We start from the raw sequence: 25,917 nt of genomic DNA, 5'->3' as shown, positions 1-25,917 counted from the left end.
CGACTTGCTCTGAAGCATGGATGGAGAACCAATGGGGAATCGAACCAAACCGGCGCTGGTTGGCCTTTTTGTCCTGGGCGGCCTGGTGCTTGCCTTTGTCGGGCTTCTGGCGTTCGGCGGGCTGCGCTGGTTTGAGCCCAGCCAGCAGGCGGTGGTCTACTTCAATGAGCCGCTCTCCGGCCTTTCAGCCGGGGCGCCCGTCACTTTCCGCGGCATCGAAATCGGTTCCGTGAGCCGGCTCGCCATCAAGGGGGATCCGGAGACCTTCTCGGTCGTCATGCCGGTTTTCCTGAGGCTACGGCCCGGGGATATCAACTTTACGGGTGAGGGCAGTCCCCGGCGGCTCGATATCGATCGGCTGGTGGCCAACGGTCTGAGGGCCCAGATCCGCCCCCGGAGCCTGCTTACCGGGCAGATGGCCGTAGAGCTGGATTTCTACCCGGATGATCCTGTGAGGTTTCGTCATTCCGAGGATGAGGAGGAGTCGGTGACGGAAATCCCGTCAAAACCCTCGGACTTCCAGCAGGCGAGGAACGCGGTGGAGCAGTTTCCCTGGAAGGCGTCGCTGGAGAAGGCTGTGGTTACCCTTGAATCGCTGACTTCCCTGAGCCGGACCCTGGAAAAGGAAATGACGGGGATTGGCGGCAAGCTCCACACCACCCTGGATGAAAGCCGTGCTCTTATTTCCCGGGCAAGGGAAACCCTTTCCACACTGGAGGCGGATGCCGGTAGCGCTCTAGGCAGTGTTGAGCGGCTGGGCGAGGAGGGGCGCGATCAGTTCCGGGACCGCGGTGAAGAACTGGAGCAGGTGCTGGAGCGGGCCTCCGGGCTTCTGGAACGGACCGAGCGGGTTGCGAACAACCTGGAGGATATGACCCACCCCCGCTCGCCCGAGCGGGATGACCTGCGCACCGTACTACGGGAATTGACGGCCGCGACCACGGCGCTGCGGCGTTTTTCGGAAAAGGTGGAACGGCGCCCCAACGCGCTGCTGTTCGATGACGGGGAGGATAGTCCATGAAGCGGTTCTGGTTGTGCGTGGCAGTGCTTGTTGGGGGGCTCTCGCTGTCGGGATGCGCCAGCCCTCCGGAGCTTCGCTATTTCACCCTCGGTTCTGATGAACAGGTGGTTGAGAAGAGGCAGGAGCCGCTCTATGTGGCACGGGTTCAGGTGCCGGAATATCTTGACGACAATCGGATCTGGGTGCGCCCGGAGCCCCATCGGATTGAAGCCCTTCCCCATGTCCGCTGGGCGGAACGCCTGCCCCGGGCCATTACGCGCAGCCTCCAGAACCAGTTTGGAACCGGGGTTGCCGAAGCGTCGGAAGGTCCCCGGTTGCTGGTGGATATCCAGCGCTTCGAGGCCGTCTGGGATGGGGGAGACAAGGGTGCCCGGGTCGTGCTCAGGGCCGCATGGCGCATCGGTGACGGCGATGCCAGGAGTGTAACCTTCAAGGCAAATGCTCCTGACCGGGAGGCCTCAACGCTGGTCAAGGTGATGTCGAACCAGGTGGGGCAACTGGCGAAGGCGATTGCCGAGCAGAGCCTGCGGGGGTAGCCGTTGTTCAGTGGCGGCTGTGGGGCCCGAAAAGGGTTTCCAGGTCACTCTGCCCGAAACGGTACTGCTGGTTGCAGAACTGGCAGTCCACGGTGATCTCGCCCTGTTCCGCCAGCAGGTCGTAGCACTCCTGGGCGCCCATGGTCTCAAGCGCGTTCTCGGTGCGTTCACGGCTGCAGTGACAGTGGAAGAATACGGGTTCGGCCGGGTAGAGGCTGATGTCTTCCTCGTGGAAGAGCCTGTGCAGCAGGGTCTCCGGTGCCAGCTCCAGAAGCTCGTCCTGGCTGGTGGTGCTGGCCAGATAGGTAAGGCGATTCCAGAGATCGTCATCCTCCGTTGTCGTATATCCCGGCATCTTCTGGAGCATGAGGCCGCCGCTGCGCTCGCCGTTGGCGAAGAGCATGACCAGGGTGTCGAGTTGTTCCGAGCGGGCGAAGTAATCCTGAAGGCAGCCTGACAGGGACTCGGATTCAAGGGGCACGATGCCCTGGTAGCGCTGCCCCTGTTCGGGCTCCAGCGTGATCGCGAGCTGCCCTCGGCCGAGCTGCTCGCTGATGGTTCCGGGCTCAATGCTGTCATCCGCGTGGATCAGTCCGCGTACCCCGCGCTCGTGGCTGCAGTCCGCCATCAGAAGGCTGACCGGGCCTTCACCCTTGGCCTGCAGGCTGATGCGCCCCTTCATCTTCAGTACACCCCCCAGCAGCACGGCGGCACTGAGGCTTTCGGCAAGCAGGGTGGCGGCGGGTTCCGGGTAGTCCCGGTTACCGAGGGTGTCGTTCAGGGTCTCGTCCAGGACGACGAGTTCACCGCGAACTTCGCCTTCATTGAACACGAAGCGCTGCAGGTTATCGGAACTTTCGGTCATGGGGGCTCGCTAGTAGGACATTTCGTCTTTCATGCGCTGGAGTTCGCGGCGCTGCTTCTTGTTGGGCCGGCGGGCGGGCGGATGCTCTGCCGCCTGCATCATGCGGCGGCGCCAGGCATTCTCTTCGCGCTTCTCAGCGCTGGCCTCGGTCTCCGTGTAGAGCATCTGGGCCTCCGCGGCGCTACGACGCTTTTCGCTCAGGCCCTCGATGATGACCTCGAATTCCGTGGCGCCCTTGCGGACCTGGACCCGGGCACCCAGGGCCACGAACTTGCCGGCCTTGGGGCGCTGGCCCTCGTAGCGGACCTTGCCGCCCTCGATGGCTTCCCGGGCCATGGTCCGGGTCTTGAAGAAACGCGCCGCGCACAGCCACTTATCAAGGCGTACGCGCTCGTTATCCGGGGTGCTGTCGGTTTTGCTCATGCCGTCAGTATAACGGTTCGGGCGTGCCTATCGGAAGGAGCTCGTCGAAGTGCTCCACCGCCGGCCAGTGTGCGCCGGGAATCGGCGGTTGCTGGCTGTCCGGGGTGCGGACGCTGACCAGGTGCCTGATGCCGAAGGTTTCCGCCGCCCTGAGCGCGGCGTGATTGTCGTCAATCAGCAGGCTCTGTTCGGGCTCGAAGGGTTCTTGGGCCTGGAGTTCGGGCCAGAAGGCCGGGTCCTCCTTGGGGCGGCCGAAGCTGTGGGTGGTGTGAATCGTGTCCACCCACTGGTCCAGGCCGGTGCGGTGGATCTTGAGATCCAGCCCGGTCTGGTGGGCATTGGTGACGATCACCACCCGGCGGTGGGAATCCCTGAGTTCGCGCAGGAAATGCTGGGCGCCGGCACGGAAGCCGATCCGCTCCTGGACCTCGCTCTTGAGCGCGCCCACATCCATGTCCAGCCGGTTACTCCAGTAGTCGAGGCAGTACCAGTCCAACGAGCCCCTGAGGCCCTGGATGGTGCGGTGGATTTCGTCCCGGGCTTTTTCGTGGGGCAGACCCCGGACTTCTGCGTAACGGGTTGGGAGATGGGTCAGCCAGAAATAGGTGTCGTAATGCAGGTCCAGCAGGGTGCCGTCCATATCGAGCAGCACCGTGCGGATCTGGTTCCAGTCAATCATCGTCGCGATTGACCACCTCGTTGGCGTTGCGGCCGGATATCGTGCAGCCGAGGCAGCGGACGAAGGTTGCCTTGGCCGGGCCCACAATCAGCGTATCGCCCACTTCATCCGCATTGCCCCCAATGGCCGAGAAGGGCAGGGCAACGGTGTGGACCACACTGCCCGCGACAGTCGCACCCAGCAGCAGTGGCCGCGCAATGAGGGCATCACCCACCATGGCCAGTGCTGTGGGCTTCTCTTCAACCCGTTGTGCCTGCGTCGGGCCTGCCGTGACGGCAAGCAGCAGGACCAGAACGGCAACAGTGCTTGTCCGGATCCGGTGTTTCATGTGATTTCTCCCAGGATTCTTTTTTCGTGCCTTAACTATGGTCCAAATTGGCCATTTTTCAAATCGACTATCAGCGCTGGCACTGAGTGCAGAAAACCGTACTGCGCTGGGCGATGACGCGGTCCCTCAGCGGTGTACCACAGACCTTGCAGGGCTCGCCGGCGCGTCCGTACACGGTCAGGGACTGGCGGAAGTAGCCCGGGTTGCCGCTGCTGTCCGTGAAATCACGCAGGGTGGTACCGCCGACGGCAATGGCATTGCCCAGGATCTCCCGGATGGCTTCCGCCAGCCGACGGTAGCGCTGGCGCCCGACGCTGCCCGCCGGGCGGCCCGGGTGGATGCCGGCCCGGAACAGGGCTTCGCTGGCGTAGATGTTGCCCACGCCGACCACCGTCTTCGCGTCCATGATAAAGGCTTTCACCGAGGCGCGCCGCCCTCGGGACCCTTCGTAGAGGCGGTCGCCGGTAAAGCTTGCTTCCAGGGGCTCCGGGCCCAGTGGCGCCAGCAGGGGATGCTGTTGCCAGTCGCTGGTCCAGAGCCAGGAACCGAAGCGCCGTGGGTCGTTGAAGCGCAGGACACGGTCACCATCAAGACCCAGTTCCACATGGTCATGCTTGCGGCGCGGTTCCTCTGGGCTGGCAACGCGCAGGCTGCCGGACATACCCAGGTGCACCAGGGCCGTGCCCAGCGGATTGTTCAGCAGCAGGTACTTGCCGCGACGTTCAACGCTGCCAATGGGCCCGGCGGTCAGGCGCTCCGGGAGCTCGGGCGTGATGGGCCAGCGCAGCGACGGGTTGTGGATGACCACGGAGGCCGGGGTACGCCCTTCCAGCCAGGGGGCGATGCCACGGCGGGTTGTCTCGACTTCGGGCAGTTCGGGCACGTGGGGTGGTTTCTCCATTCGGGGCTGAGCCGTACTATATCATGCAGATTGGGTTTCAGAGCAGGAGAACGAGCGCATGACGGCAGCCGTCAACGCCTGGCTGGGCGTGGATACGGGAGGCACCTTCACGGATTTCGTCTATTACGATGGCGGTGATCTGCGCATCCACAAAGTGCTCTCCACCCCGGATGATCCCGCCCGGGCGATCCTGCAGGGCCTCGAAGAGATGGGCCTGGCGGAGGCGGCAACGCAGGGGCGGCTGGCTGTTGTCCACGGCAGTACCGTGGCCACCAATGCGGCGCTGGAGCGCAAGGGCGTGCCGACGGCCTACGTCACCAACACGGGCCTGGAGGACGTGCTCACACTCGGGCGCCAGAACCGCCGGGAACTCTACAACCTGATGCCGGAGGTGGAAGCGCCGCCGGTGCCCGCCGAGCTGTGTTTCGGTGTTGGGTTTCGCACCGGTGCCGATGGGCAGCGCCTGTGCTCCCCGGATGACGCCGAACTGCAAGCCCTGGTGGAGAAGATCCGGGATTCCGGCGTCTCGGCGGTGGCGATCAACCTGCTGTTTTCCTTCCTGGACCCGGAGGCGGAGGATCGGCTCGCGGCCATGATGCCGGAAGACTGCTTTGTCAGCCGCTCCTCCCGGGTGCTGCCGGAATCCGGCGAGTATGAGCGGGGCATCGCCACCTGGCTCAATGCCTGGCTGGGCCCCCGGGTCCAGCAGTATCTGGGGCGCCTTGGCGACGCGCTTGGCAGTGCGCCCGTGACCATGATGCAGTCCTCGGGCGGCACCATCGCCCTTGAGCAGGCGGGCGAACATGCCGTGAACCTGTTGCTCTCGGGCCCGGCGGGTGGTTTGGCTGCGGCCCGCTACTTGGGCGAATCACTGGGCGAAGAAGCATTGCTCACCTTCGACATGGGCGGCACCTCCACCGACGTGGCCATGGTGCGCGAGCAGGTCCAGCTCACCACCGAGGGCAGTATCGGTCCCTGGCCCGTGGCCGTTCCCATGGTGGACATGCACACCATCGGCGCCGGGGGCGGGTCCCTGGCGCGGATGGACGCCGGCGGCGTGCTCCAGGTGGGCCCGGAATCCGCCGGCGCCGACCCGGGCCCCGCCTGTTACGGGCGCGGAGGCACCGAACCCACCGTCACCGACGCCAACCGGGTCCTGGGCCGGCTGCCGGATGCGGCGGCCCTTGGTGGCGGCCTGACCCTTGACCGCCAGGCCGCCCTGACCGCCTTCCAGCCCCTGGCCGAGGCTATGGGCATCAGCCGGGAAGAAGCAGCGGAAGGGGTGATCCGCGTCGCCAACGAACACATGGCCCGGGCCCTGCGCACCATCTCCATCCAGCGCGGCGACGACCCGCGCGGCTACCGGCTGTGCTGCTTCGGCGGCGCGGGCGGACTGCATGTCTGCGCCCTGGCCGAGGCACTGGGTATGGAAAGGGCACTGGTGCCGCTTCATGGCGGTGTGCTCTCCGCGCTCGGCATGCTGGTCGCCCCCCGGGAGCGCCACCTGTCGCGAACCCTGCTCCTGGATGTGGACGACCAGACGGCAGCGCGGGCCGAACCCGCCCTTGAAGCCCTTGAACAGGAAGGACGTGAGGCGCTGGAGGCGGAGGGCGTCCAGGGATCGGCGATTGAAGCCACCTGGTCCGCCGACCTGCGCTACCAGGGCCAGAGCTTCACCCTGAACCTCCCCTGGGAGGCGGGCGCCAACCTGGCCGAACGTTTCGCCCGGCAGCATGAACACCAGTATGGTCATCGGCTTTCAGCAGGCGTGGAACTCGTCAGCGTCCGGATCGCTGTTCGCGCTCCCGCCGGTGAGTGGCAACTCCCACTATGGAGCGCCGAGAAGGGTGTGACTGATTCCGAAGCCCGAGTGGTGGGTGAGCCCGAGCCGGTCCCGGTTCGCCCAAGAGAGGGCCTGGCAGCGGGCGAGACCCTCAAAGGCCCCATGCTGATCACCGAGGCCGTCAGCACCACCTGGCTGGCCCGGGGCTGGCAGGCCGAAGTGCACCAGGAAGGCCACCTGCTGCTGACCCGTCAGCCCACCTCATAAAGGCTGTAACACACCTGCCCCGCCGTCTTGCGCCGGCTCAGCGCCCAGCCGGGGGGGAGTTGGGGCTCCGGCAGATCCGATTCATGCTCGATGTATACCAGGCTGCCGGTCTTAACCCAGGCCTCGGCAGCCAACCGATCACAGACCGGCTCAACAAACCCGGCCCGAAAGGGCGGATCCAGAAACACCAGATCCATGGCGTCACCACCGTTCTCCCGCCCCAGAAACGCCATCACATCGGCTTCAACCACGTCGGCGTTGCCGGCATCCAGGGTCGCAAGATTCGCCCTCAGCGCTTTCATCAAAGCCCGGCTCTGGTCCACGAACGTCGCTTTTCCGGCCCCCCGCGACAACGCCTCCAACCCCAACGCCCCGCTTCCGGCAAAAAGATCCAGACAACGGCTCCCCGGCAGCACCGGCGCCACCCAGTTGAACACCGTCTCCCGCACCCGGTCCGGCGTCGGCCGAACATCGTCCACAGCCGGAAACTCAAGCGACCGCCGCCGCCAGTCCCCGGCAATGATCCGCACCCGACCCGTTGTGTCTGTTTTTCTGGTGTTTTTCCTGGTACGTGGCATCATGACTTCCGCTTTTGGACGGCCTTGTTACGGCCCGGTAGAATACCGCTGACTGACGGTATCCGGCTACAACCCAAGTAGTGTCTGGAGCAGGATGGAGGGGGAGCCCTTTCCGGGAAGCTCCGGAGCCATGGATGGCGGAGGCGCAGCGTACAGGGATGTATTCACAGCGTTTCCCGGAAAGGGCTCCCCCTCCATCCTGTTCCAGATACGGGCCACCCCACTCTAGTCACCAGGAAACAGGAACAACTGAATGAATTTAGAACTGATCTTCAACGGCCTGCTGGTGCTGCTGGTCCTCTGGTTTATTGCGGACATCTGGAGCAGCCGCAGCCAGATCCCCAAACCAAAGCCTGTCCCGCAGAAACGCAAGGAGCCTGAAGAAGGCGCCGAAGCTGCAGAGGCACCCCAGGAGGCACCGGCGGAAGCCAAAGAAGCTCCCGCGAAGGCCCCGGAGGCCGCCCCTGAAATCGAGGAACTCCCCCCGGCCAACCTCTTCCAGCGCATGCGCGATGGCCTCGGCAAGACCCGGGGCAACCTTACCGAGGGCCTCGCCAACCTCTTTGCCGGCCGCAAGTCCATCGACCGGGACCTGCTGGAAGAAGTTGAAAACCTGCTGCTCACCGCCGACGTCGGCATGACCGCCACCACCGAAATCGTCGAAAGCCTCACCGCCCAGCTCGAACGCAGCGAACTCAAGGACGCGGACGCCCTCTTCGAGGCCCTCAAGAAAGAACTGCGCAACATCCTTGAGCCCTGCACCATCCCCCTGGAGCCCGAAACCGAGCACAAGCCCTTCGTCATCCTGATGGTGGGCGTCAACGGCGTCGGCAAGACCACCACCATCGGCAAGCTTGCCCGCCGTTTCCAGCGCGAGGGCAAGAGCGTGATGATGGCCGCCGGCGACACCTTCCGGGCGGCAGCCGTGGAGCAGCTCCAGGCCTGGGGTGATCGCATCGATGTGCCCGTGGTGGCCCAGCATACCGGCTCGGACAGCGCCTCCGTGGTCTACGACGCCCTGCAGTCCGCCCAGGCCAAGGGCACGGACGTGCTGATCGCGGACACGGCCGGGCGCCTCCAGAACAAGGAAAACCTCATGAACGAACTGGAAAAGGTGGTTCGTGTCATGAAAAAGCTGGACGAGAACGCCCCCCATGAAGTCATGCTGGTGCTCGACGCCGGAACCGGCCAGAATGCCCTGAGCCAGGCACAGGTCTTCCAGGAAGCCGTGGGCGTCTCCGGGGTGACCCTGACCAAGCTCGACGGCACCGCCAAGGGCGGCATCATCTTTGCTGTCGCCCGGCAGCTGAACCTGCCCATTCGCTACATTGGTGTGGGTGAAACCGTGGACGATCTGAGACCATTTGAAGCCGAGGACTTTGTTCAGGCACTGTTTGAGAACGAATGATTGAATTCCAGCATGTGACCAAGCGCTATGAAGGGCAGTTCACCGCGCTTCGGGATGTGAACTTTGCCCTCGAGCGCGGGGAAATGGCCTTCCTGACCGGGCACTCCGGCGCGGGCAAGAGCACCCTGCTCAAGCTCATCATGCTGATGGAGCGGCCCACGGCGGGGCAGGTCCTGGTCGGGGGGCAGGCGCTGGAACACACGCCCCGGCGTCGCATTCCCTACATCCGGCGCCATATCGGCGTGGTCTTCCAGAATCACCAGCTGCTTTTCGACCGCACCGTCTTCGATAACGTGGCCATGCCCCTGGAAGTCACCGGTGTGCCGCCCCGGGATATCGCACGCCGCGTGCGTGCCGCCCTGGACAAGGTGGGATTGCTGAAGAAGGAACAGCTCAATCCGGTCAGCCTCTCCGGCGGTGAGCAGCAACGGGTGGGCATTGCCCGCGCCGTGGTCAACAAGCCGCCGCTGCTGCTGGCGGACGAACCTACAGGTAACCTGGACCCGGCCCTGTCCACGGAAATCATGGAGCTTTTCCGGGAGTTCAGCCGGGTTGGCGTCTGTGTGCTGGTGGCGACCCACGATATTGACCTGATTGAAGGCATGGAGCGTCGGGTCCTGACCCTCTCGGAAGGTCAGCTTACCGGTGATGGGCCCGTTTCCACCATGGAGGGCGCCCATGGCGGGTAATGAGCGTAAGCCCACCGGGCGCGGCGCGGCGCTCTCGCGCCTTCCCTGGCGGGACCAGTTCGACAGCTACCTGAATCACCATCGTCGCAGTGCCCGGGACAGTGTCAGCCGGCTCTGGCATTCGCCACTGTCGAGCCTGATGACGGGGTTGGTCATGGGCATCGCCCTGGCGCTTCCGGCGGCCCTGCTGCTGTTGCTGGGCAGTCTCCAATCGGTCAGTTCCGGCTGGGACGAGGCGGCCCGGGTGACGGTCTATCTGGCGCCCGAGGCTGATGGGGATCGGGCCCGGGAACTGCGGGAACGCTGGCTTGATATTGCCGCAGTTCGTGATGTGGAACTGATTGAAAAGGACCAGGCGCTGGAGCGAATGAAGGCCAATCCCGGGCTCGGGCGCTCGCTGGATTTTCTGGAGGATAACCCCCTGCCGCACACTCTGGTGCTGACACCGGAGCGCCAGTACCAGGAGGCGCAGGCCCTTGAGGGGCTTTCGGAAAGGCTCGGCAAGGCCGACGGCGTGGACCGGGTTCAGCTGGATCTGGCCTGGCTGCAACGGCTCAATGCCATGGCGGATCTGCTGAGGCGCGGTGCCCAGGTACTGGCGATACTGCTGACCGTGGGCGTGGTGCTGGTGATCGCCAACACCGTGCGTCTTGCCATTGAGAACCGCCGCCGCGAGATCATCGTCGCCCGCCTGGTGGGCGGAACCGATGCCTTCGTGCGCCGCCCCTTCCTTTACACCGGACTCTGGTACGGGGTCCTGGGCGGGCTGCTTGCCTGGTGGCTGGTGGAAGTCGCCTTCTGGTGGCTGTCGGGACCGGTTGACCATCTGGCGATGCTTTACGATAGTAATTTCTCCCTGGCGCGCCCGGGGCTCGAAGAAGTGGGGCTGCTTCTTGGAAGTTCGGTCCTGCTGGGCTGGTTGGGCGCCGTCTGGGCGGTTAAACGCCATCTTTCAGAGGTGGAGCCGGAGTAAACCCGTATGCGGGATTACCCGTATTGACGCACAGGGGTTGAAAAGTCATAAAAGGGCCATACATTAAGTGTAAAGTTTTGTCGGGAGACAACGATTTGACGGGAGAGAGCACCATGGGTACAGCACTGCAGCTCAGCCAGAATCTGGTGCCGGGCGCCAATCTGGAGAGCTATATCCAGACGGTGAACCAGATCCCCGTGCTCAGCGTGGACGAAGAGCAGAACCTAGCGCAGCGCTTCCATGAACACGGTGATCTTGAAGCCGCGCGCCAGATGGTGCTGTCGCACCTGCGTTTTGTGGTTCACATCGCGCGCAGCTATTCGGGTTATGGCCTGGCACAGGCGGATCTTATTCAGGAAGGTAACGTCGGCCTGATGAAGGCGGTCAAGCGTTTCAATCCGGAATACGGCGTGCGCCTCGTGTCGTTCGCCGTGCACTGGATCAAGGCGGAGATTCACGAATTCATTCTGCGCAACTGGCGCATCGTGAAGGTGGCTACCACGAAGGCGCAGCGTAAGCTGTTCTTCAACCTGCGCAGTTCCAAAAAGCGCCTGGCCTGGCTCAACAGTGACGAAACAGAAGCCGTGGCGAAGGATCTGGGTGTTGAGCCACGCGTTGTGCGCGAGATGGAAGGCCGCATGACCTCCCATGACGCGGCCTTTGACGGCGCGATGGAGGATGATGAAGACAGTGGCTGGCAGGCGCCGGTCCATTACCTGGATGACAAGCGCTATGACCCGGCCAGCCAGCTGGAGCAGGCTGACTGGACCCAGGACTCCACTGCACGGCTGACTGCCGCGCTTACGGATCTGGATGAGCGCAGTCAGGACATCCTGCGCCGGCGCTGGCTGTCGGAGAACAAGGCCACGCTCCACGACCTTGCGGATGAGTATGGGGTTTCCGCCGAACGCATCAGGCAGATTGAGAAGAATGCGATGAAGAAAATGCGCAAGGGAATGGCCGCCGCCTGAATCGAGGCGTGACGGGTTCTTCAGAAGGCCGCTTCCTCCGGGGAGCGGCCTTTTTGATTGTGCGGAGACATCCTTAAAACATGGTAACTTTGCCGGTAAGGCCGAGGAACCGTAACCTGCCAGCAATCTGTTAATGTTTTCTGGGACCCGTGAGAGTGGAGGATACAAAGGTGCGAGTACTGGTGATTGAGGACGACCATGATGTGGCGTCCTATCTGAACAAGGGCCTGCGTGAAAGCGACTACGTGGTCGACCACGCCGAGGACGGCAAGGAGGGCATGATGCTGGCCGCCTCCGAGGGCTACGACGTGATGATTGTCGACCGCATGCTGCCCGGCATGGACGGGCTCAATATCATCAAGACCATCCGCGCGACGGGTAATCAGACGCCCGTTCTGATCCTCAGCGCGCTGGGCGATGTGGATGCCCGTGTGGAGGGGCTCCGCGGGGGAGGTGATGATTACCTGACCAAGCCATTCTCGTTCACCGAGCTTCTGGCACGCCTGGATGCACTGGCGCGCCGGACCCGTTCCGGCAGTGATGCCGAAACCGTCCTGAAGGTGGCTGACCTGGAGATGGACCTTCTGGCCCGCACGGTCAAGCGCAATGGCGTCACCATTGATGTCCAGCCCCGGGAGTTCCGGCTGTTGGAATACCTGATGCGCCACGTGGACCAGGTTGTGACCCGCACCATGCTTCTCGAGAAGGTCTGGGACTACCATTTCGATCCGCAGACCAACGTCATCGACGTTCACATTAGCCGCCTGCGCTCCAAGATCGACAAGGGCTTCGAAAAACCGCTCCTGCACACCATTCGTGGTGCCGGGTACATGCTTCGTGACGATTCTTAGCCAGCTTCGCACCTCCACTTTCCAGCTTGCGATGCTCTACATGGTGGTGTTCGCCACCTCCGTGTTCATCCTGCTCGCGTTCATCTACTGGCGGACCGCCGGTTTCATGATGGAGCAGACGGACCAGACCATCGAAGCCGAGATCGTGGGACTGGCTGAACAATACCGTTCCCGGGGCATCAATGGCCTTATGAATGTGATCCAGGAGCGGGGGGCGCGCGACCCAGATGGTGAGTCTCTTTACCTGTTCACAACCGAGGATTATCTCAAACTCGCCGGCAACCTCTCCAAATGGCCCTCCGAGGCTGACGACGGCAGCAGCTGGATCGATTTTACCCTGGACGAGGAGATGGGCTGGGAGGGTGAACCCCGCCGGGCCCGGGCACGCCTGTTTGAGGTTCAGGGCGGACTACAGCTGTTGGTGGGACGGGACGTCAGTGAACTCAGCCGCCTCAAGGGCATGATTGAGACCGCCATGAACTGGGGGTTGGGCATTTCCCTGGGGCTCGCCCTGGTCGGGGGCTTTTTCATGAGCCGGAGTACGACGCGTCGCATCGAGGTGGTTAACCAGACCGCCTACCGAATCATGCATGGGGATCTGTCACAGCGGGTGCCGACGCGGGGCACCAATGATGATTTCGACCAGCTGGCCGATAACCTGAATCAGATGCTTGATCGCATCGAGTACCTGATGGAGGGCATTCGCCATGTCTCGGATTCCATTGCCCATGACCTGCGCACGCCGCTGACCCGACTCCGCAGCCAGCTTGAGAACACGCTGATCAATGTCTCCGACCCGGAGGCGCAGGAACAGGTCGGGCGTGCCGTGGCCGAAGCGGACCAGTTGCTGGGCACCTTCAATGCCCTGCTGCGCATAGCGCGCCTGGAAACCGGTGGCAAGACCGTGGATAACCAGCCCGTGGACCTGGCCACCCTGGTTACGGACGCGGTGGAACTCTACGAGGCCCTGGCCGAGGAAAAGGAGCAGGCGCTGGATCTGAGCGCGCCCGACCCCGTCACCATCAAGGGCGATCGGGACCTGCTGTTCCAGGTCATCAGCAACCTGATCGACAACGCCATCAAGTACACCGATGAAGGCGGGCGAATCCGGGTTGGCGTCAAGCGCGACAATGGGCATGCGGTCGTGGAAGTGGCCGACAGCGGGGGCGGCGTGCCTGATCACGAGAAGGACAAGATCTTTGAACGCTTCTACCGCGTGGGTAAGAGTCGCTCACAGCCGGGCAACGGACTTGGGCTGAGCCTGGTCAGTGCTGTTGTGGACATGCACGAAGGCAGGATTGACCTGCGGGATGCGGATCCCGAGGCCGAAAGGCCGGGACTCTGTGTGGCAATCCGCTTCCCTGCGGAGCCGGAGCCAGCGGATCGACTCCCGAATGAGGAAGGCTCGCCGGCTCGACTCGAGCAGCAAGCCTGAATTCAGGCCTTGCCGAGCAGGCCGCGAAGGGTTTCCGTTGCCAGGCGTGCCGGCTTGAGCGCGATTTCCGCTGTGTTTTCCGCCAGATAGCGATAACGGGCTGTCTTCGCGTGCAGGCTGTCCATTTCCCCTTCAAAGCGGATTTTCTCCGCCATCAGCAGGGCGGCCAGTGTGTGCCGGTTGACCCTGTCGGTGATGCCGAAGCTTTCCAGTTGGTAGCCTACCCGGTCGAGGCCGGTCAGGGCGAACGAAGTGAGTTTTTCGGTGTTCATGGTTATCACCTGTACATTGTCCTTGGAGAATCGAGTGAAGACTACGCAGATGGATTAGAATGCACAACCTATTCATGTTGACTTTACCACCAATACACGGAGTTGAGCATTATTGATGGGACGTTATCGCCCTCCAAGGCCAAAAAGTTCCGCCTACATTACGCCCGACGGGGAGCGGGCCCTGCGCGAGGAACTGCGTTACCTCTGGAAGGAGAAGCGTCCGGCGGTGACCCAGTCGGTCAAGGAGGCCGCGGCCCAGGGTGACCGGTCCGAGAACGCGGAATACATCTACGGCAAGAAACAGCTGCGTGAGATCGACAGTCGTGTGCGTTTCCTGAGTAAACGGCTCGATGAAGTGACGGTTGTTCGGGATCCGCCCCATGATCCCAGCCGGGTTTTCTTTGGCGCGCTGGTGACACTGGAGGACGAGGCCAGCGGCGAGGAGGTTTCCTATCGCCTGGTCGGCCCCGATGAGTTTGATGTCAGTGCCGGACGCCTGAGTGTGGACGCGCCCCTGGCCAGGGCCATGCTGAAGAAGCAGGTGGACGATGAGGTAACGCTGGAGACAGCGGAGGGAAACCGAACCTGGGTGATTGTTGATATTCAGTACCCTCGATGATGGCGCAGGAATGCGACCCTGTTGGCGATATTTTGAGCAGCGTTCCGTTAAACTGTGAGAAATCATCCATGACACTGGATAAGGAGAATCCGGTATGACGTTTATGAATCGGCTCCCAGTCCCTCTTATTGGCGTTGTTTTCATCGCGGTACTGGGCTTGCCCGCAGGGGTAACGGCTCAGGATGAGCTGCTATCGGCACCCCCCGAGGAACGTTCGACCCCGGAAAGCATCCGCTTCGCCCCCGTGGATGAGGAGCAGCTCGGCAATACCTCTATAGAAGGTGCCCTGGGCCCTTCGGCGGCCGGCCTGGTTTCGCAGGACGAGGATACCCTGGTGGAGCCCGTCTACCTGAGCGACCAGCTGCGCCGCTCCCTGGATCTGGAACAGGACGAACTGCAACGCCAGCGCGAGCAGCTCATCGGCCCCTCCCGCAATGTCTCAACTCCCCCCACCCAGGTCCAGTTCCCGGCGTACCAGAACCGTACCTATTCGCCTTCTTCAAGCTCGAGCAGCACGTTCAGGGACTGACGCTATCGGACTGGTGTAATCCCCTCCTGTTTTCTGGTAGCTTCTGCGAAAACACGGAACAACAGAGGTGTCGAAGCATGAGCGAGCTCAAGGAACAGTTCGATAAAGCGGTTGAATACGTCCAGACCGCAGAGGGCGACTTCAAGCCGTCGAACGACGTGAAACTGCAGTTCTACGCGCTGTACAAGCAGGCCACCGAGGGTGACGTGAAGGGCAAGAAGCCCGGTATGCTGGACCAGGTTGGCCGCGCGAAGTACAGCGCCTGGGAGAAGCTCAAGGGCACCAGCTCGGAGGATGCCATGCAGCAGTATGTGGATCTCCTCGAGAGCATGAAGGAAAAGCACGGCTGATCCGGGGATTCAGTCGTGCCAGCCCATCAGGTCACGGGCTTTTTCAAGCAGGGGACGCGCGGCCGAGGCGCGGTTGTTGCCCAGTAGCGCTTCCGCGCGCTCCATGTAGGCATTCGCGAGGCTTTTCCGGAGCCGGCTTACCGGCTCAAACTCCTGCGGAATCCGGTTCCTGAGCGGCTCGAGCCGCGCGTAGACCGCATTGAGTTCGGCTACGTTGTCCGCATTCCTGAGCTGTTCTTCCCAGTCCCTGATGCGGGGGCCATAGAAGGTCAGCGCCGCCTCTTCCGGGAAGGTCGCGGCGTTCTCGCCGCTGGCAGTGGACTCATGGTAGGAGCCGAGGGCTTCAATGGCGTCTTCCTGGCTCCGGGCCCGGGTCAGTGTCTCCTCCAGCTCGGTGGTGCCGTCGAAGAAGCGGTCAGCCAGTGTGAGCAATCGGGCCAGGGCCGATTCATCATCCTGTGACAGTGCTGACTGAAGCTTTTCCTCGAAGATACTGATTGCGGTATCCGAAGGCGTCAGTGGCTCGTCCCTGACAAGCGCCAGGTTGTCCGCCAGCTTCTTGAGCTCTTCGAGCGAGTCGTAACCCTCGTAGTCCCCCTGTTCAAGCCGGCCCTGCACCTCTTCCGTCAATGCCGAAGCGAGGGAGGTTTTCTGTTGTTGCAGGCGCTCCATGCGGCGCGCCAGATCCACATTGTTCGGGTAGTATTCACGCGCCTGTTTCAGCACCTCCAGGGTTTCGGGCACTTTCGCCAGGTTATCCCGTCTCAGGTTGCCCAGGGCGCCGTTTGTCTGCTCCAGGTAATAATCAGTCAGGTGTTGTTCGTGGTGCTTGAGCAATGCAGCCTGCTCCAGGGGCTCAAGACTTTCCATGGCGGAGAGGATGCGCTGCGGCGGCGCCTCTTCCAGTACCTCCAGTGTTGCCAGTCGCTGCTGGATGCTCACGGGTTCCGTGCCGCCCAGAACGCCGTTGTGAAATCCCGCATAGCCGCCCACCATGGCCAGGCCGAATGCCGTACCCAGTGCACCCGGAATAAGGATGCGACGCTGGGGTCCGGGTGAGAGGGCAGCCCGGAATCCGGGTAGGTCAATGCCCGGGTTTTCCTGTTTCAGGAGCGGTTTGACCACCCGCCATAGCCGCAACGGCATGTTTTTGGGACGCTTGATTCTGAAAGCAGCCCGTTCCTCGGCGCTCAGTTCCCGCCGGTCAAAGGGGTGGCGGGAGGAGAGCAGTTCATAGCTGATGCAGGCGAGGGCGTATAGGTCATCATCGGCGCCGGGATCATTGCCTGCCATAACGGATGGCGAGGCATAGGCCGGCGTGTAGCCATAGACCGTGGTTTCATCCTCCTGGCGGGGGTTGAGGAAATCCTCAGGTTGGTGTGGTTTGAGTGCACGTGCCACACCAAAGTCCAGGAGCTTGACGTGACCGTCGCGGGTGAAGAAGACGTTGGAGGGCTTGAGATCCGCGTGGACAATGCCCCTGTAATGGGAGTAGCTCAGTGCGTCCACGATCTGGTCCAGAACGGCTCTGGCTCCGCGCCAGGTCAGCCCTCTGGGCTTGGCCCTCTGTATCACGCGGGACAGCGGTTCCCCATCCAGTAGTTCCATGACCATGAACCAGGTTCCGTTGTCCTGGTCCAGGTCATTCACACGGATGATGCTGGGGTGCGACAGCCGCATGGACTTGGCCGCCTCCCGGGCCAGGAGTGACAGCGCATTCGTATCCTGGGTCAGAGCGCTGCGCAGTATCTTGACCGCCACCTGACAATCCCGCGAGCCCGCCTGTTCAAGGTATTCGTCCACGGCCCGGTAAACATCACTCATCCCGCCCGAGGCGATCAGGGCTTCGATCCGGTAACGCCCCTTCAGGACCTGGTCCAGGCGCTGGTGGCGCCCTTTTGGTCGACCGAAAGCCGAGATGTGCTCATCGGCGTGGGTCGAGGTTGTGTCCGCATCACTGCGGCCGTTTGCGTGAATCAGCTCGGTGGCATCCATGCGATCTTGCTTCCTGTTGATCAATAACGGGGTTTCGGGAGGAACCTTGTTCAGCCGCCGACAAGAACCGTCGGATTTCCCACCACGATCCTGCCGCCGTGGGCAGTGCTGTCGCCAAGCCGGGCCACTGGCTTGCCATTGACCGTGACGGTGGCTGAGCCGGAAGCAATGGTATCCGGCGGGCCGACACAAACCAGTTTGTCACCGACACAGGCGATCGGGACACCTCCGACGGTCACGTTGGCGGCGGTTGCGAGTGTTGGGCCTCCCACATGGGGAACCGGGCCATTGGAGGCGGGGCAGGCGTGAAAAGCGCCCAGATAGGCTGCGGGTTTGGCCATGTCACATTTCCCTTGTTGACCAGTGATTGGGGATCATCCATCGCCGATAACGGCAGCGGGAGTCTATCGGAAGGGTTTTTATCCGGTCAATTGTGAAAGCCTGAAGCGTGAACTGAGACCGGGTCCACGGTCTCCGTCAGCAGATCTCAGGGATTGTTGACACTGTAACCGGCGATGCTTAGGATTCGCACCTCGGCACAGGCCCTCAACAGGTTCGTGCCGACCTGCGACAGGCAGCAAGGACAGCGTTCCGGAATGCAGCATTACCGGAAACCAGCATCGTCGTTATCTAAGGAAGGACAGGCAAATGGAATTGGAGCTTGCCATAACAAGCTACCAGCGGCTTTCCCCCACGGTTACCACCTCCCGGCGGTTCTCAACGGAACACCGTTACAGCCTCGGACGATCCGCGGACTGTGACTGGCATCTGCCGGACCCCGACCGCATTGTCTCCTCTGTTCACGGCGAGATCTTTTTCCGCAACGGCCAGTACTGGCTGAAGGACTGCTCTACCAACGGCATCCACGTCAACGGGGCGGACGAGCCGCTCGGGAATGGCAATGAAAGCCCGCTTGGCGATGGCGACAGCATCGCCCTGGGCGACTATCAGTTCCGTGTCAGCGTCATTGGGTCCGGCGAGCCGGAAGCAGCCGTTCAGGGAGCCAGCACCGAAACCCACCTTCCCCATGCCCCGTCGGCAACCCCAGCAGCTTCGCCAACGGGTATCGAGTCGGTCTCGGCCGGTGAGACCGGAGGCGGTAATCCAACGCTGGCCTCAGGGTTGGGTGAGCAGGCGCTTGCTGACACGCACGTGGACATTCCCGAGGTGGCTATCCCCCAGGATTGGCAGTGGGGGAGCGAACCACCGCCCACGACCGCCGATACCGACACGGATTCAGGAAAAGTCGATCCCCAGCTGGCGACGCTCTTCCAGGCTCTGGGCATGCCGGAGCTGGCAAAGGAGCCAGTGTCCACGGAGATGCTGAATAACCTGGGTGAACTGACTCGGATCCTGCTCGACCAGCTCATGGAATTGCTCAGGGCGCGGGCGCAGCAGAAACAGAAACTCCGGGTTCAGCAGACGCTGTTCCAGCGCCGTGAAAACAATCCGCTTAAATTCTCCGCCACGCCCGAAGATGCCCTGGATGCCCTGCTTGTTCGCCGTCACGGCGCCTACCTGGGGCCGCGCAATGCAATTGAGGAAGCCTTCGCTGACATCAGGGCCCATGAACAGGCACTGATGACAGGCGTGGAAAGCGTCGTCGCTGAGTTGCTTGGTACTGAGGCGCCGGATATGAGCGCTCTCCCAAGCTGGTCACTGCTTCGCAAGGCCCGTGCCTACGACGATCTCGTCGCCAGGCGTACGCAGCAGCGGGAGGAATTCGGTGACAGCGAACGCATGCTGCACAGCAGTACCTTTACGGAAGCCTATGAGGCGGCGGCCAGGGATTATAAAGAGGAGCAGTAAGGATGATGGCAAGAGCAGTGGTGGCGAGTCTGGTCACGGCGCTGATTCTGGGGGGCTGTTCCTCGATTGAACCGTTGACCGAGGTCCGCATCAATGCCACGGACCGGATCAACCCGGATGCGGCTGACAGGGCCTCACCGGTGGTGGTCCGGGTCTATGAGCTGGTTGTCAGGGATACTTTTGAGAGTGCGGATTTCTATGAGCTCTATGACAACCCGGAAGAGCTACTCGGGGATAAGCTGGTCAGTGTCCGCGAAATCGTCCTGAAACCTGAGCAGCAGTGGGAGAAATCGCTGAATCTGGATGGCCGGACCCGCTACCTGGGCATGCTCGGCGCGTTCAGACAGATCGAGAAGGCGGACTGGCGTATTCTCAAACGGATTGATCCCGATGATGGACGGCCAGTGGATGTGGTCGTGGACGGTATCGAATTGCAGCTAACACGGAAATAACAGGGAAGCGACTCATGGAAGGACTGGCAAAGGTTGCCTGGTCGGAGGGCATGCTCCTCCGGCCCCAGCATTTTCAGCAGCAGGACCGGTTCCTGTACCACGTAGCCCGGCTCCGGCACTCGCAGCTTACCGCTCATGGTTATGGGGTCTGCGAGCTGTCTCTGGACAACGAAGTCCTGGCTCTCGGCCAGATCAGCCTGGTGCGGGCAAGTGGCCTCTTTCCGGATGGCATGCCCTTCAGCTTTGATCAGGGCAGCAACCTGGTGCTGGAAGTTCCGGCGGACGCCCGGGATGAGCTGGTCTACCTGGCCCTGCCCCAGGAGAAACAGGCAGGCGTGAACATCGCCTCGGGTGTGAATGGCCAGGTTGCCCGCTTTGTGATGGGCGGTGTTTCCATGCTGGATGACTCCGTGGAAGAAGGCGAGGAAGAGGATGTCGGGCTTGCCTGGCTTAATCCCAGTCTGCGCCTTGGCCGTGAGGACATGGCCGGGTATGTGGCATTGCCGGTTGCGCGCATCGTGGAAGTGGTGAACGAGAAAGAGGTCAAGCTCGATCGTGACTTCATGGCGCCCTGTCTTGATGTGGGGCTCATGCCGCCGCTGTCCTCCTTCCTGAGGGAAACCCTGTCCATGGTGAAGCAGCGCGCCAAGGCCCTGGCGGATCGCATGCAGAAAGGGGCGGAGCAATCCACGACCCTCTTTGACGTGCTCATGCTACAGACGCTGAATCGCTGGCAGCCCTATCTTGAGCACCTGGACAATGGCGACCGCATACACCCGGAACGGTTCTATGAGGCCGTGGTGACCCTGATCGGCGAGCTGGCCACCTTCACCCGTGGCGAGAAGCGCCCGCCGGAATTGCCTCGTTATAACCACGACAAGCTCACCGAGTCTTTCGGCGACCTGGGCGCGGTGCTCAGCCAGTCCCTGAGTACGGTTCTGGAGCAGACTGCCGTGGCGCTCAAGCTGGAAGAGGCTGAGTACGGCATCAAGGTGGCGCCGCTGAACGACAAGTCGCTGCTGGAATCCTCGCAACTGGTGCTGGCGGTCTATGCCGATCTCACCACCGAGGACATCCGCCGGCGCCTGCCGGCCCAGATCAAGCTGGGGCCGGTGGAGCACATCCGCGACCTGGTGAACAACCACCTCCCGGGCATCTCCGTGAGTGCACTGCCCGTTGCCCCGAGGCAGATTCCCTATCATGCCGGCTATCACTACTTCCTGCTGGACAGCGACAGCGAGCGCTGGCAGCAGCTCAAGCAGAGCGGTGGCCTGGCGGTGCACGTGTCCGGGAACTACCCCGGGCTGGAACTGGAATTGTGGGCCATTCGAGGTTAGCCATGATGCAACAGGGACGTTTCCATGAGTGACCAGACAGTCGTCAAGCCACGCCCCGGCGCGCGGGACCTGCCCCAGAAGCCGTCCGGCCCGGGAACGCCGGAGGATGGGACTCAGGTAGGTGCGCCCTCCCGACCCGCTGATTCCGGGACACGCTTCCGCCTGCCGGAGACGCAGCTGGACCCGGTCTGTGATGAGGCCTCGCGCCTGCTGTCACTGGCGGATCGGTTGGGTCAGGCCGAGTCGGTCCGGGACGTGGCCGCGCTCAAGCGCCAGTGCATGGCACTGGTGACCGAGTACCAGCAGGCGCTGCGAACCAGGGAGGTGTCCCCGGACACCGTGGATACCGCCTCCTACTGCATCTGTGCCTTGCTGGATGAATTGGTGCTCAACAGCAGCTGGGGCCAGTCCAGCCACTGGGCGGGCAGTTCGCTGCTCTCCGAGTTCCACACCCAGACCTGGGCCGGGACGCACTTCTTCGAGCGTGTCGAGCAGGCCCAGCGTTCCGCCAATATCTCCCTTCTGACGCTCCAGTACCTCTGTCTGTCACTGGGCTTCAAGGGACGCTATCGCGTGGAGGAGCGGGGCCAGGAGCAGCTCGACATCCTGCGCGACAGTCTCTATCGCCAGATCTGCGCCGAGCAGGGGCGCTTCACGACCCCTTTTGAGCGCAGCTGGCAGTCCCGCGTGGTGCCCAGTGGCTCCCTGAGCCAGCGCATCCCGCCCTGGGCCATCGGCGCGGTCAGCCTGGTGGCACTTCTGCTGGTGTATGTGGGGTTGGTCCACAACATCAACGAGCGTGCCGAGCCGGTCATGAAGGAGCTGACCCAGGTTGGTATCCCCGCACAATCGGAAACCGAGGGCAATGATGGGACGCCCGTGGATACGCGCTACCTCGAGCAGGTTCTCCAGACCGAGATGGATCGTGACCTGGTGGAGCTGGAGAAGACCGACAACAGCGCCAGCCTGGTGCTGGGCAGTGAAGGGCTCTTCCAGGCCGGCTCCGCGGAGGTCCGGGATGCCGTCAAACCGGTGCTGCACAAGATTGCCCGGGCCCTCGAATCCACAGAAGGCACCCTGCAGGTGACCGGCCACACCGATGACCGGCCCATCGCAACGGATCAGTTCCCCTCCAACTGGCATCTGTCACTGGCACGTGCCACGGCCGTTTCGGATCTGCTGGGTGCCGAAGCCAATCTTGATGGCCGACTCTGGCCGGAAGGACGGGGCGAGGCGGAGCCCCGAGTGGACAATGATACCGCCGAAAACCGCGCCCGGAATCGCCGGGTTGAGATTACCCTGACTCCCTGAACCGCAGGTATGCAATTATGAGTCCGATGGCATGGATGCGTCGTCTGAAGAAACTGGTTTCACTCCGGGGGCTGTTCCTGCTTCTCGGCGTTATCGCCGTGGTATTGCTGGTGTGGTTCGGCGGGCCGATGCTGGCCATTGCCGAGTGGAAGCCCCTGGCCTCGGTGGCGGCGCGGATCATCTTCCTGCTTCTGATCGTTGTGAGCGTTATGGCGCGCGGTCTGTGGAAGGCGAAAAAGCAGCGCGCCGACAACGAGAAAGTCGTCAGCGAGATGATGGCCAATACCGAAGAGGACGAGCTTCTCAAGGAAGAGGTCAACAGCCAGCGCGAGCGCATGCGCAGGGCCATCGGCCTGGTCCGGCGCTGGCGTCCCGGCCGTTTCCGTTCCGTCTATGACCTGCCCTGGTACATGATCATCGGTGTCCCGGGCTCCGGGAAATCCACCGCGCTGCTCAACTCGGGCCTCGAATTCCCACTGAAGGAAGAGATGGGCATCGATTCTGTGAAGGGCGTCGGCGGCACCCAGAATTGTGACTGGTGGTTCACCAACAAGGCCGTCATCATCGACACCGCCGGGCGCTACACCTCCCAGGAAAGCAACGACAAGCGCGACTCCCGGGGCTGGGAATCCTTCCTGGGGCTGCTGAAGAAATACCGCCCACGCCAGCCGATCAATGGCGTCATCCTGTCGGTCAGCGTTGCCGACCTGCTGGAACAGACACCGACGGAGCGTATGCTCCATGCCCGCGCGCTCAAGCAGCGTGTTCAGGAGCTCAAGAACCGACTGGGCCTGGTCTTTCCGGTCTACATGGTCCTGACGAAGCTGGACCTGCTGGAGGGGTTCAACGATACCTTTGGCATGCTATCGGAGCAGGAGCGTGACGATGTCTTCGGCATGACCTTCGAACTGGAATCGGTGAATGACACTGAAAGTCTCACCGCCAGCTTTGAGAAGGAATTCGATGCGCTGCTGGAGCGCCTCAGCCACTTCCTGCTGCACCGAGTCCAGCAGGAACGGACCCTGGATGCGACCCGGCGTATCTACCAGTTCCCCAAACAGGTTGCACTGCTGCGGGCGCCGGTCTGGACACTGATCAAGGAAGTGTTCTGTCCCTCCGCCTATGAGGAAGTGCCCGTGCTGCGCGGCATCTACATGGTATCCGCCGAGCAGAGTGGCAAGGCCCATGACAAGGTCTCCCGGATGGTGGACGACCAGTTCGGCCTCGCGATGCCCGAGGGCCGTACCCCCGCTGCTGCCCGACAACAGGAAGGCTTTTTCCTGCGCCAGCTGTTCGAGAACATCATCTTCTCCGAGTATGGCCTGGCAACCGTGGATGGCATTCGCAAGCGTCGCTTCCGCTGGCTGCAGCGGGGTGCCCTGGCCGGCCTGGTGCTGCTTGTCGGAGGTGTAGGACTGGCATGGAGCTTCAGTTACCAGTGGAACGCCGAGTTGATCCAGGTGTATGAAAAGGACCTTGACCAGCTGCAGGGCGATTTAGAGACAGCGCCCCAGAACTGGATTGAGCTGGAGCGCCTGCTGTCTGATGCCATGGCCATGCCGGGCGTATCGGGCACGCCCATGCCCGAGGGTGGGCCGCGCCAGGTGGGCCTGTTCCAGGGCGATGAACTTGGGCAGGTGGCAGAGGGCGCCTATGGTCGGCTGCTCCAGCATCATCTGGGCAGCAATCTCAAGGAGGCCCTGGAGGTCGAGCTCCGGGAGAACCTCGACAACCTGGAATACCTCTACGAAACCCTCAAGACCTACCTGATGCTCAACCGACGTCAGCACATGGACCGGGACCAGGTTCGCGCCTGGCTTTCGGCACTGCTCTCCCGGGAAGTACCGGGGCAGGTGAATGAGCGGGTGCGCCGGAACATGATCACGCATCTGGAGAACTACCTGGCCCTTAATCACCGCCTGCCCACTGAATCGAAGCTGGTGGGCAAGGCGCGAGCCAGCCTTACCTCAATGCCACTTGATGAGCGGGCCTATCAGCGTATCCAGATGGACGCGGCGGATTCCGGCTTTCCTTCCTTCCGACTGCCGCTGGTGCTCGGGTCAGTGGCTGAACGTGTCTTCGAGCGCCGCTCGGGGACGAGCATGCGTGAGGGTATCCCCGGTCTTTATACGCTCAACGGCTACAAGGGGTTGTTCAAGCCCGAAAAGGACCGCGTCGTCGGCCGGCTTCTGGAGGATTCGTGGGTTTACGGTGAGGACGCCGAGGATTTCCGGAACCTGGATGAGGACGCTATCAGAAAGGGGGTCGAGAATCGCTATTTCCGGGATTACGCGCACCGCTGGCGCGAGTTCCTCAAGGACCTGCGGATACAGCCCTATGACAATCCTGGGGAAGGCGCTCGCATCGCCGGACTCCTGGCCGGACCGGAAGCGCCCATAAGCCGGCTCATGGAAGCGGTTGAATACAATACCCAGCTGAGCGTTACGGAAGAGGATGGGGCAACGGATGCTCTGGGCGACGCGGCGAAGGAGCAGGCGGGTCGGGCCGCGGATCGTGCCAGTGGACGCGGTCCCCGGTTGAGCAGCCTGGTGCCGTCGTCCGCCGCCGAAGAGGAGGAACCGACGACCTTTGTGGATGAAACCTTCAAACCGCTGAATGATGTTGGCAAGGACACGTTCCAGGCGCTGCGGGATAACGCAGACATCATGGCGGACTATCTGGAGGAGGGCGGTGCCGAGGTCAGCCGTGAGGAGTTCAATCAGGCCGTATCGGAATTCCGCGCCACCGTGAACGACACGGACTCCGATCTTCTGGCGGCTATGGTCGTCGGTTTTGTGGGCGACAGCCAGAGCCTGGTGAAGGCGTCCGAGACGCAGACGCTCAACGAAGTGTGGCGGAACCAGGTCTATGAGGAATACCGACAGGCGATCTCTGGCAAGTACCCCATCGATTTGGACGCCGACGAGGAGATCGCGCTCCAGGATTTCGAGAATTTCTTCGGGCCCGGCGGAACCCTGGATCAGTTCGTGGCGGCGCACCTGGCGGATCACATCGATATGAGCCAGTCGCCGTGGCGGCTAGAAGAGGATCTGTCGATCCGACCCAGGACCCTGCGCCTGCTTGAGGATGCCAAGCGGATTCAGGAGGCGTTTTTCACCTCCGGCGGTGACGGACTGTCGGTCAACTTCAGCCTGGCACCAATCAGCCTGGATCCGGTCATCACCCGGATGATGGTCAGGATGGATGATCGCAGCCTGGTCTATCGTCACGGCCCATCCCGGGATATCAACTTCCGCTGGCCGGCGGATAACCGTTCGGGCGATACCCGAATTGCACTGACCCCCGGGGATGCGTCCAGGACACCGGCCCAGCATACCTACCCCGGGGCCTGGTCGCTTTTCCGGATGCTCCAGGATACCGGCGGTCTGGACGGTTCCGGGCGCAAGCGGGAGCTGGCGCTGAACCTGGGTGATTACAGCGCCAGCCTCCAATTAACCGCTGACTCAATAAAGCATCCCTTTAACAGGGCGATGTTCAAGGATTTCTGGCTCCCATCAACACTGTGACAGGGTGA

At 62.5% G+C, this 25,917-nt stretch carries 26 protein-coding genes; 17 read left to right on the top strand and 9 right to left on the bottom strand.

The window, feature by feature from the left end; all coding sequences use genetic code 11:
- Positions 1–31 precede the first annotated feature (31 nt).
- A complete protein-coding gene (locus tag DES49_RS00415; protein ID WP_166645944.1) occupies positions 32–1,021 on the top strand; it encodes an MlaD family protein in 990 nt (329 codons plus the stop codon).
- Positions 1,018–1,557, top strand: a complete 540-nt coding sequence (locus tag DES49_RS00410) for a PqiC family protein (protein ID WP_133734419.1) — start codon at positions 1,018–1,020, stop codon at positions 1,555–1,557. The genes DES49_RS00415 and DES49_RS00410 overlap by 4 nt, the downstream gene beginning before the upstream one ends.
- Positions 1,558–1,564: 7 nt before the next feature.
- On the opposite strand, the gene hslO is transcribed toward DES49_RS00410, so the two are convergent.
- The 5 genes from hslO to mutM form a co-directional block, all read right to left on the bottom strand.
- A complete protein-coding gene (hslO, locus tag DES49_RS00405) occupies positions 1,565–2,422 on the bottom strand; it encodes an Hsp33 family molecular chaperone HslO (protein ID WP_133734418.1) in 858 nt (285 codons plus the stop codon).
- A 9-nt stretch (positions 2,423–2,431) separates the two neighbouring features.
- The gene (locus DES49_RS00400; protein WP_133734417.1) at positions 2,432–2,845 is read right to left on the bottom strand and encodes an RNA-binding S4 domain-containing protein; all 414 of its coding nucleotides are present in this window, start codon (positions 2,843–2,845) and stop codon (positions 2,432–2,434) included.
- A gap of 4 nt (positions 2,846–2,849) precedes the next feature.
- On the bottom strand, positions 2,850–3,524 hold the full coding sequence (gene yrfG, locus DES49_RS00395; RefSeq protein WP_133734416.1) for a GMP/IMP nucleotidase: 675 nt from the start codon (positions 3,522–3,524) through the stop codon (positions 2,850–2,852).
- A complete protein-coding gene (locus DES49_RS00390) occupies positions 3,517–3,852 on the bottom strand; it encodes a hypothetical protein (protein WP_133734415.1) in 336 nt (111 codons plus the stop codon). The genes yrfG and DES49_RS00390 overlap by 8 nt, the downstream gene beginning before the upstream one ends.
- Before the next feature lie 70 nt (positions 3,853–3,922).
- Positions 3,923–4,735, bottom strand: coding sequence for a bifunctional DNA-formamidopyrimidine glycosylase/DNA-(apurinic or apyrimidinic site) lyase (mutM, locus tag DES49_RS00385; protein WP_133734989.1), 813 nt, complete (start codon positions 4,733–4,735; stop codon positions 3,923–3,925).
- Positions 4,736–4,811: 76 nt separating this feature from the next.
- On the opposite strand from mutM, the gene DES49_RS00380 reads away from it, so the two are divergent.
- Positions 4,812–6,803: a hydantoinase/oxoprolinase family protein gene (locus DES49_RS00380; protein ID WP_133734414.1), complete on the top strand. Its 1,992-nt coding sequence runs from the start codon at positions 4,812–4,814 to the stop codon at positions 6,801–6,803.
- Here DES49_RS00380 and rsmD read toward each other — a convergent pair.
- Positions 6,788–7,384: a 16S rRNA (guanine(966)-N(2))-methyltransferase RsmD gene (gene rsmD / locus DES49_RS00375; protein WP_243864775.1), complete on the bottom strand. Its 597-nt coding sequence runs from the start codon at positions 7,382–7,384 to the stop codon at positions 6,788–6,790. The genes DES49_RS00380 and rsmD overlap by 16 nt on opposite strands.
- Before the next feature lie 250 nt (positions 7,385–7,634).
- On the opposite strand from rsmD, the gene ftsY reads away from it, so the two are divergent.
- The 6 genes from ftsY (at position 7,635) to DES49_RS00345 (ending at position 13,708) form a co-directional block, all read left to right on the top strand.
- Positions 7,635–8,789 carry a signal recognition particle-docking protein FtsY gene (gene ftsY / locus DES49_RS00370; RefSeq protein WP_133734413.1) on the top strand — a complete coding sequence of 385 codons (1,155 nt, stop codon included), beginning with the start codon at positions 7,635–7,637 and terminating at the stop codon, positions 8,787–8,789.
- The gene (ftsE, locus tag DES49_RS00365; RefSeq protein WP_133734412.1) at positions 8,786–9,478 is read left to right on the top strand and encodes a cell division ATP-binding protein FtsE; all 693 of its coding nucleotides are present in this window, start codon (positions 8,786–8,788) and stop codon (positions 9,476–9,478) included. Before ftsY ends, ftsE begins: the two co-directional genes overlap by 4 nt.
- Entirely contained in the window at positions 9,468–10,451 is a 984-nt protein-coding gene (gene ftsX / locus DES49_RS00360) for a permease-like cell division protein FtsX (protein WP_133734411.1), read from the top strand. The genes ftsE and ftsX overlap by 11 nt, the downstream gene beginning before the upstream one ends.
- 113 nt (positions 10,452–10,564) lie before the next feature.
- Positions 10,565–11,422, top strand: a complete 858-nt coding sequence (rpoH, locus tag DES49_RS00355) for an RNA polymerase sigma factor RpoH (RefSeq protein WP_133734410.1) — start codon at positions 10,565–10,567, stop codon at positions 11,420–11,422.
- Positions 11,423–11,592: 170 nt separating this feature from the next.
- Positions 11,593–12,273, top strand: coding sequence for a response regulator (locus tag DES49_RS00350; protein ID WP_133734409.1), 681 nt, complete (start codon positions 11,593–11,595; stop codon positions 12,271–12,273).
- Positions 12,260–13,708 (top strand): HAMP domain-containing sensor histidine kinase, encoded by a 1,449-nt coding sequence (locus DES49_RS00345; protein WP_133734408.1) that lies wholly within the window; start codon positions 12,260–12,262, stop codon positions 13,706–13,708. The genes DES49_RS00350 and DES49_RS00345 overlap by 14 nt, the downstream gene beginning before the upstream one ends.
- 2 nt (positions 13,709–13,710) lie before the next feature.
- Here the strand turns inward: DES49_RS00345 and DES49_RS00340 are convergent, their stop codons facing one another.
- Positions 13,711–13,980, bottom strand: a complete 270-nt coding sequence (locus DES49_RS00340; protein ID WP_133734407.1) for a hypothetical protein — start codon at positions 13,978–13,980, stop codon at positions 13,711–13,713.
- A 115-nt stretch (positions 13,981–14,095) separates the two neighbouring features.
- On the opposite strand from DES49_RS00340, the gene greB reads away from it, so the two are divergent.
- The 3 genes from greB to DES49_RS00325 all read left to right on the top strand — a co-directional run bounded on the left by greB (position 14,096) and on the right by DES49_RS00325 (position 15,478).
- The gene (greB, locus tag DES49_RS00335) at positions 14,096–14,599 is read left to right on the top strand and encodes a transcription elongation factor GreB (protein ID WP_133734406.1); all 504 of its coding nucleotides are present in this window, start codon (positions 14,096–14,098) and stop codon (positions 14,597–14,599) included.
- Positions 14,600–14,693: 94 nt separating this feature from the next.
- Positions 14,694–15,128 (top strand): hypothetical protein, encoded by a 435-nt coding sequence (locus DES49_RS00330; RefSeq protein WP_133734405.1) that lies wholly within the window; start codon positions 14,694–14,696, stop codon positions 15,126–15,128.
- Positions 15,129–15,205: 77 nt separating this feature from the next.
- Positions 15,206–15,478 (top strand): acyl-CoA-binding protein, encoded by a 273-nt coding sequence (locus tag DES49_RS00325; protein WP_133734404.1) that lies wholly within the window; start codon positions 15,206–15,208, stop codon positions 15,476–15,478.
- A gap of 9 nt (positions 15,479–15,487) precedes the next feature.
- On the opposite strand, the gene DES49_RS00320 is transcribed toward DES49_RS00325, so the two are convergent.
- Both DES49_RS00320 and DES49_RS00315 read right to left on the bottom strand, forming a co-directional pair.
- On the bottom strand, positions 15,488–17,473 hold the full coding sequence (locus tag DES49_RS00320; RefSeq protein WP_133734403.1) for a serine/threonine-protein kinase: 1,986 nt from the start codon (positions 17,471–17,473) through the stop codon (positions 15,488–15,490).
- A gap of 50 nt (positions 17,474–17,523) precedes the next feature.
- Positions 17,524–17,814 carry a PAAR domain-containing protein gene (locus tag DES49_RS00315; RefSeq protein ID WP_133734402.1) on the bottom strand — a complete coding sequence of 97 codons (291 nt, stop codon included), beginning with the start codon at positions 17,812–17,814 and terminating at the stop codon, positions 17,524–17,526.
- A 307-nt stretch (positions 17,815–18,121) separates the two neighbouring features.
- Between DES49_RS00315 and tagH the strand changes: the two genes are divergently transcribed.
- From tagH to tssM, 5 genes are read left to right on the top strand one after another with little or no spacing between them, the layout of a single operon-like run.
- On the top strand, positions 18,122–19,282 hold the full coding sequence (gene tagH / locus DES49_RS00310; RefSeq protein ID WP_133734401.1) for a type VI secretion system-associated FHA domain protein TagH: 1,161 nt from the start codon (positions 18,122–18,124) through the stop codon (positions 19,280–19,282).
- Positions 19,283–19,284: 2 nt separating this feature from the next.
- Complete coding sequence (gene tssJ, locus DES49_RS00305) at positions 19,285–19,734, top strand: type VI secretion system lipoprotein TssJ (protein WP_133734400.1); 450 nt, start codon at positions 19,285–19,287, stop codon at positions 19,732–19,734.
- A 14-nt stretch (positions 19,735–19,748) separates the two neighbouring features.
- Positions 19,749–21,071 (top strand): type VI secretion system baseplate subunit TssK, encoded by a 1,323-nt coding sequence (gene tssK, locus DES49_RS00300; protein WP_133734399.1) that lies wholly within the window; start codon positions 19,749–19,751, stop codon positions 21,069–21,071.
- Positions 21,072–21,095: 24 nt separating this feature from the next.
- Positions 21,096–22,382, top strand: coding sequence for a type VI secretion system protein TssL, long form (gene tssL, locus DES49_RS00295; RefSeq protein WP_133734398.1), 1,287 nt, complete (start codon positions 21,096–21,098; stop codon positions 22,380–22,382).
- A 17-nt stretch (positions 22,383–22,399) separates the two neighbouring features.
- On the top strand, positions 22,400–25,909 hold the full coding sequence (gene tssM, locus DES49_RS00290) for a type VI secretion system membrane subunit TssM (RefSeq protein ID WP_133734397.1): 3,510 nt from the start codon (positions 22,400–22,402) through the stop codon (positions 25,907–25,909).
- The last annotated feature ends 8 nt before the right edge of the window (positions 25,910–25,917 follow it).

Source organism: Halospina denitrificans (genome assembly GCF_004364635.1).
Classification (GTDB): domain Bacteria; phylum Pseudomonadota; class Gammaproteobacteria; order Pseudomonadales; family Oleiphilaceae; genus Halospina; species Halospina denitrificans.
Note: the sequence above shows the minus strand (reverse complement) of the source record. Positions and strands in the feature narration are given on the sequence as shown.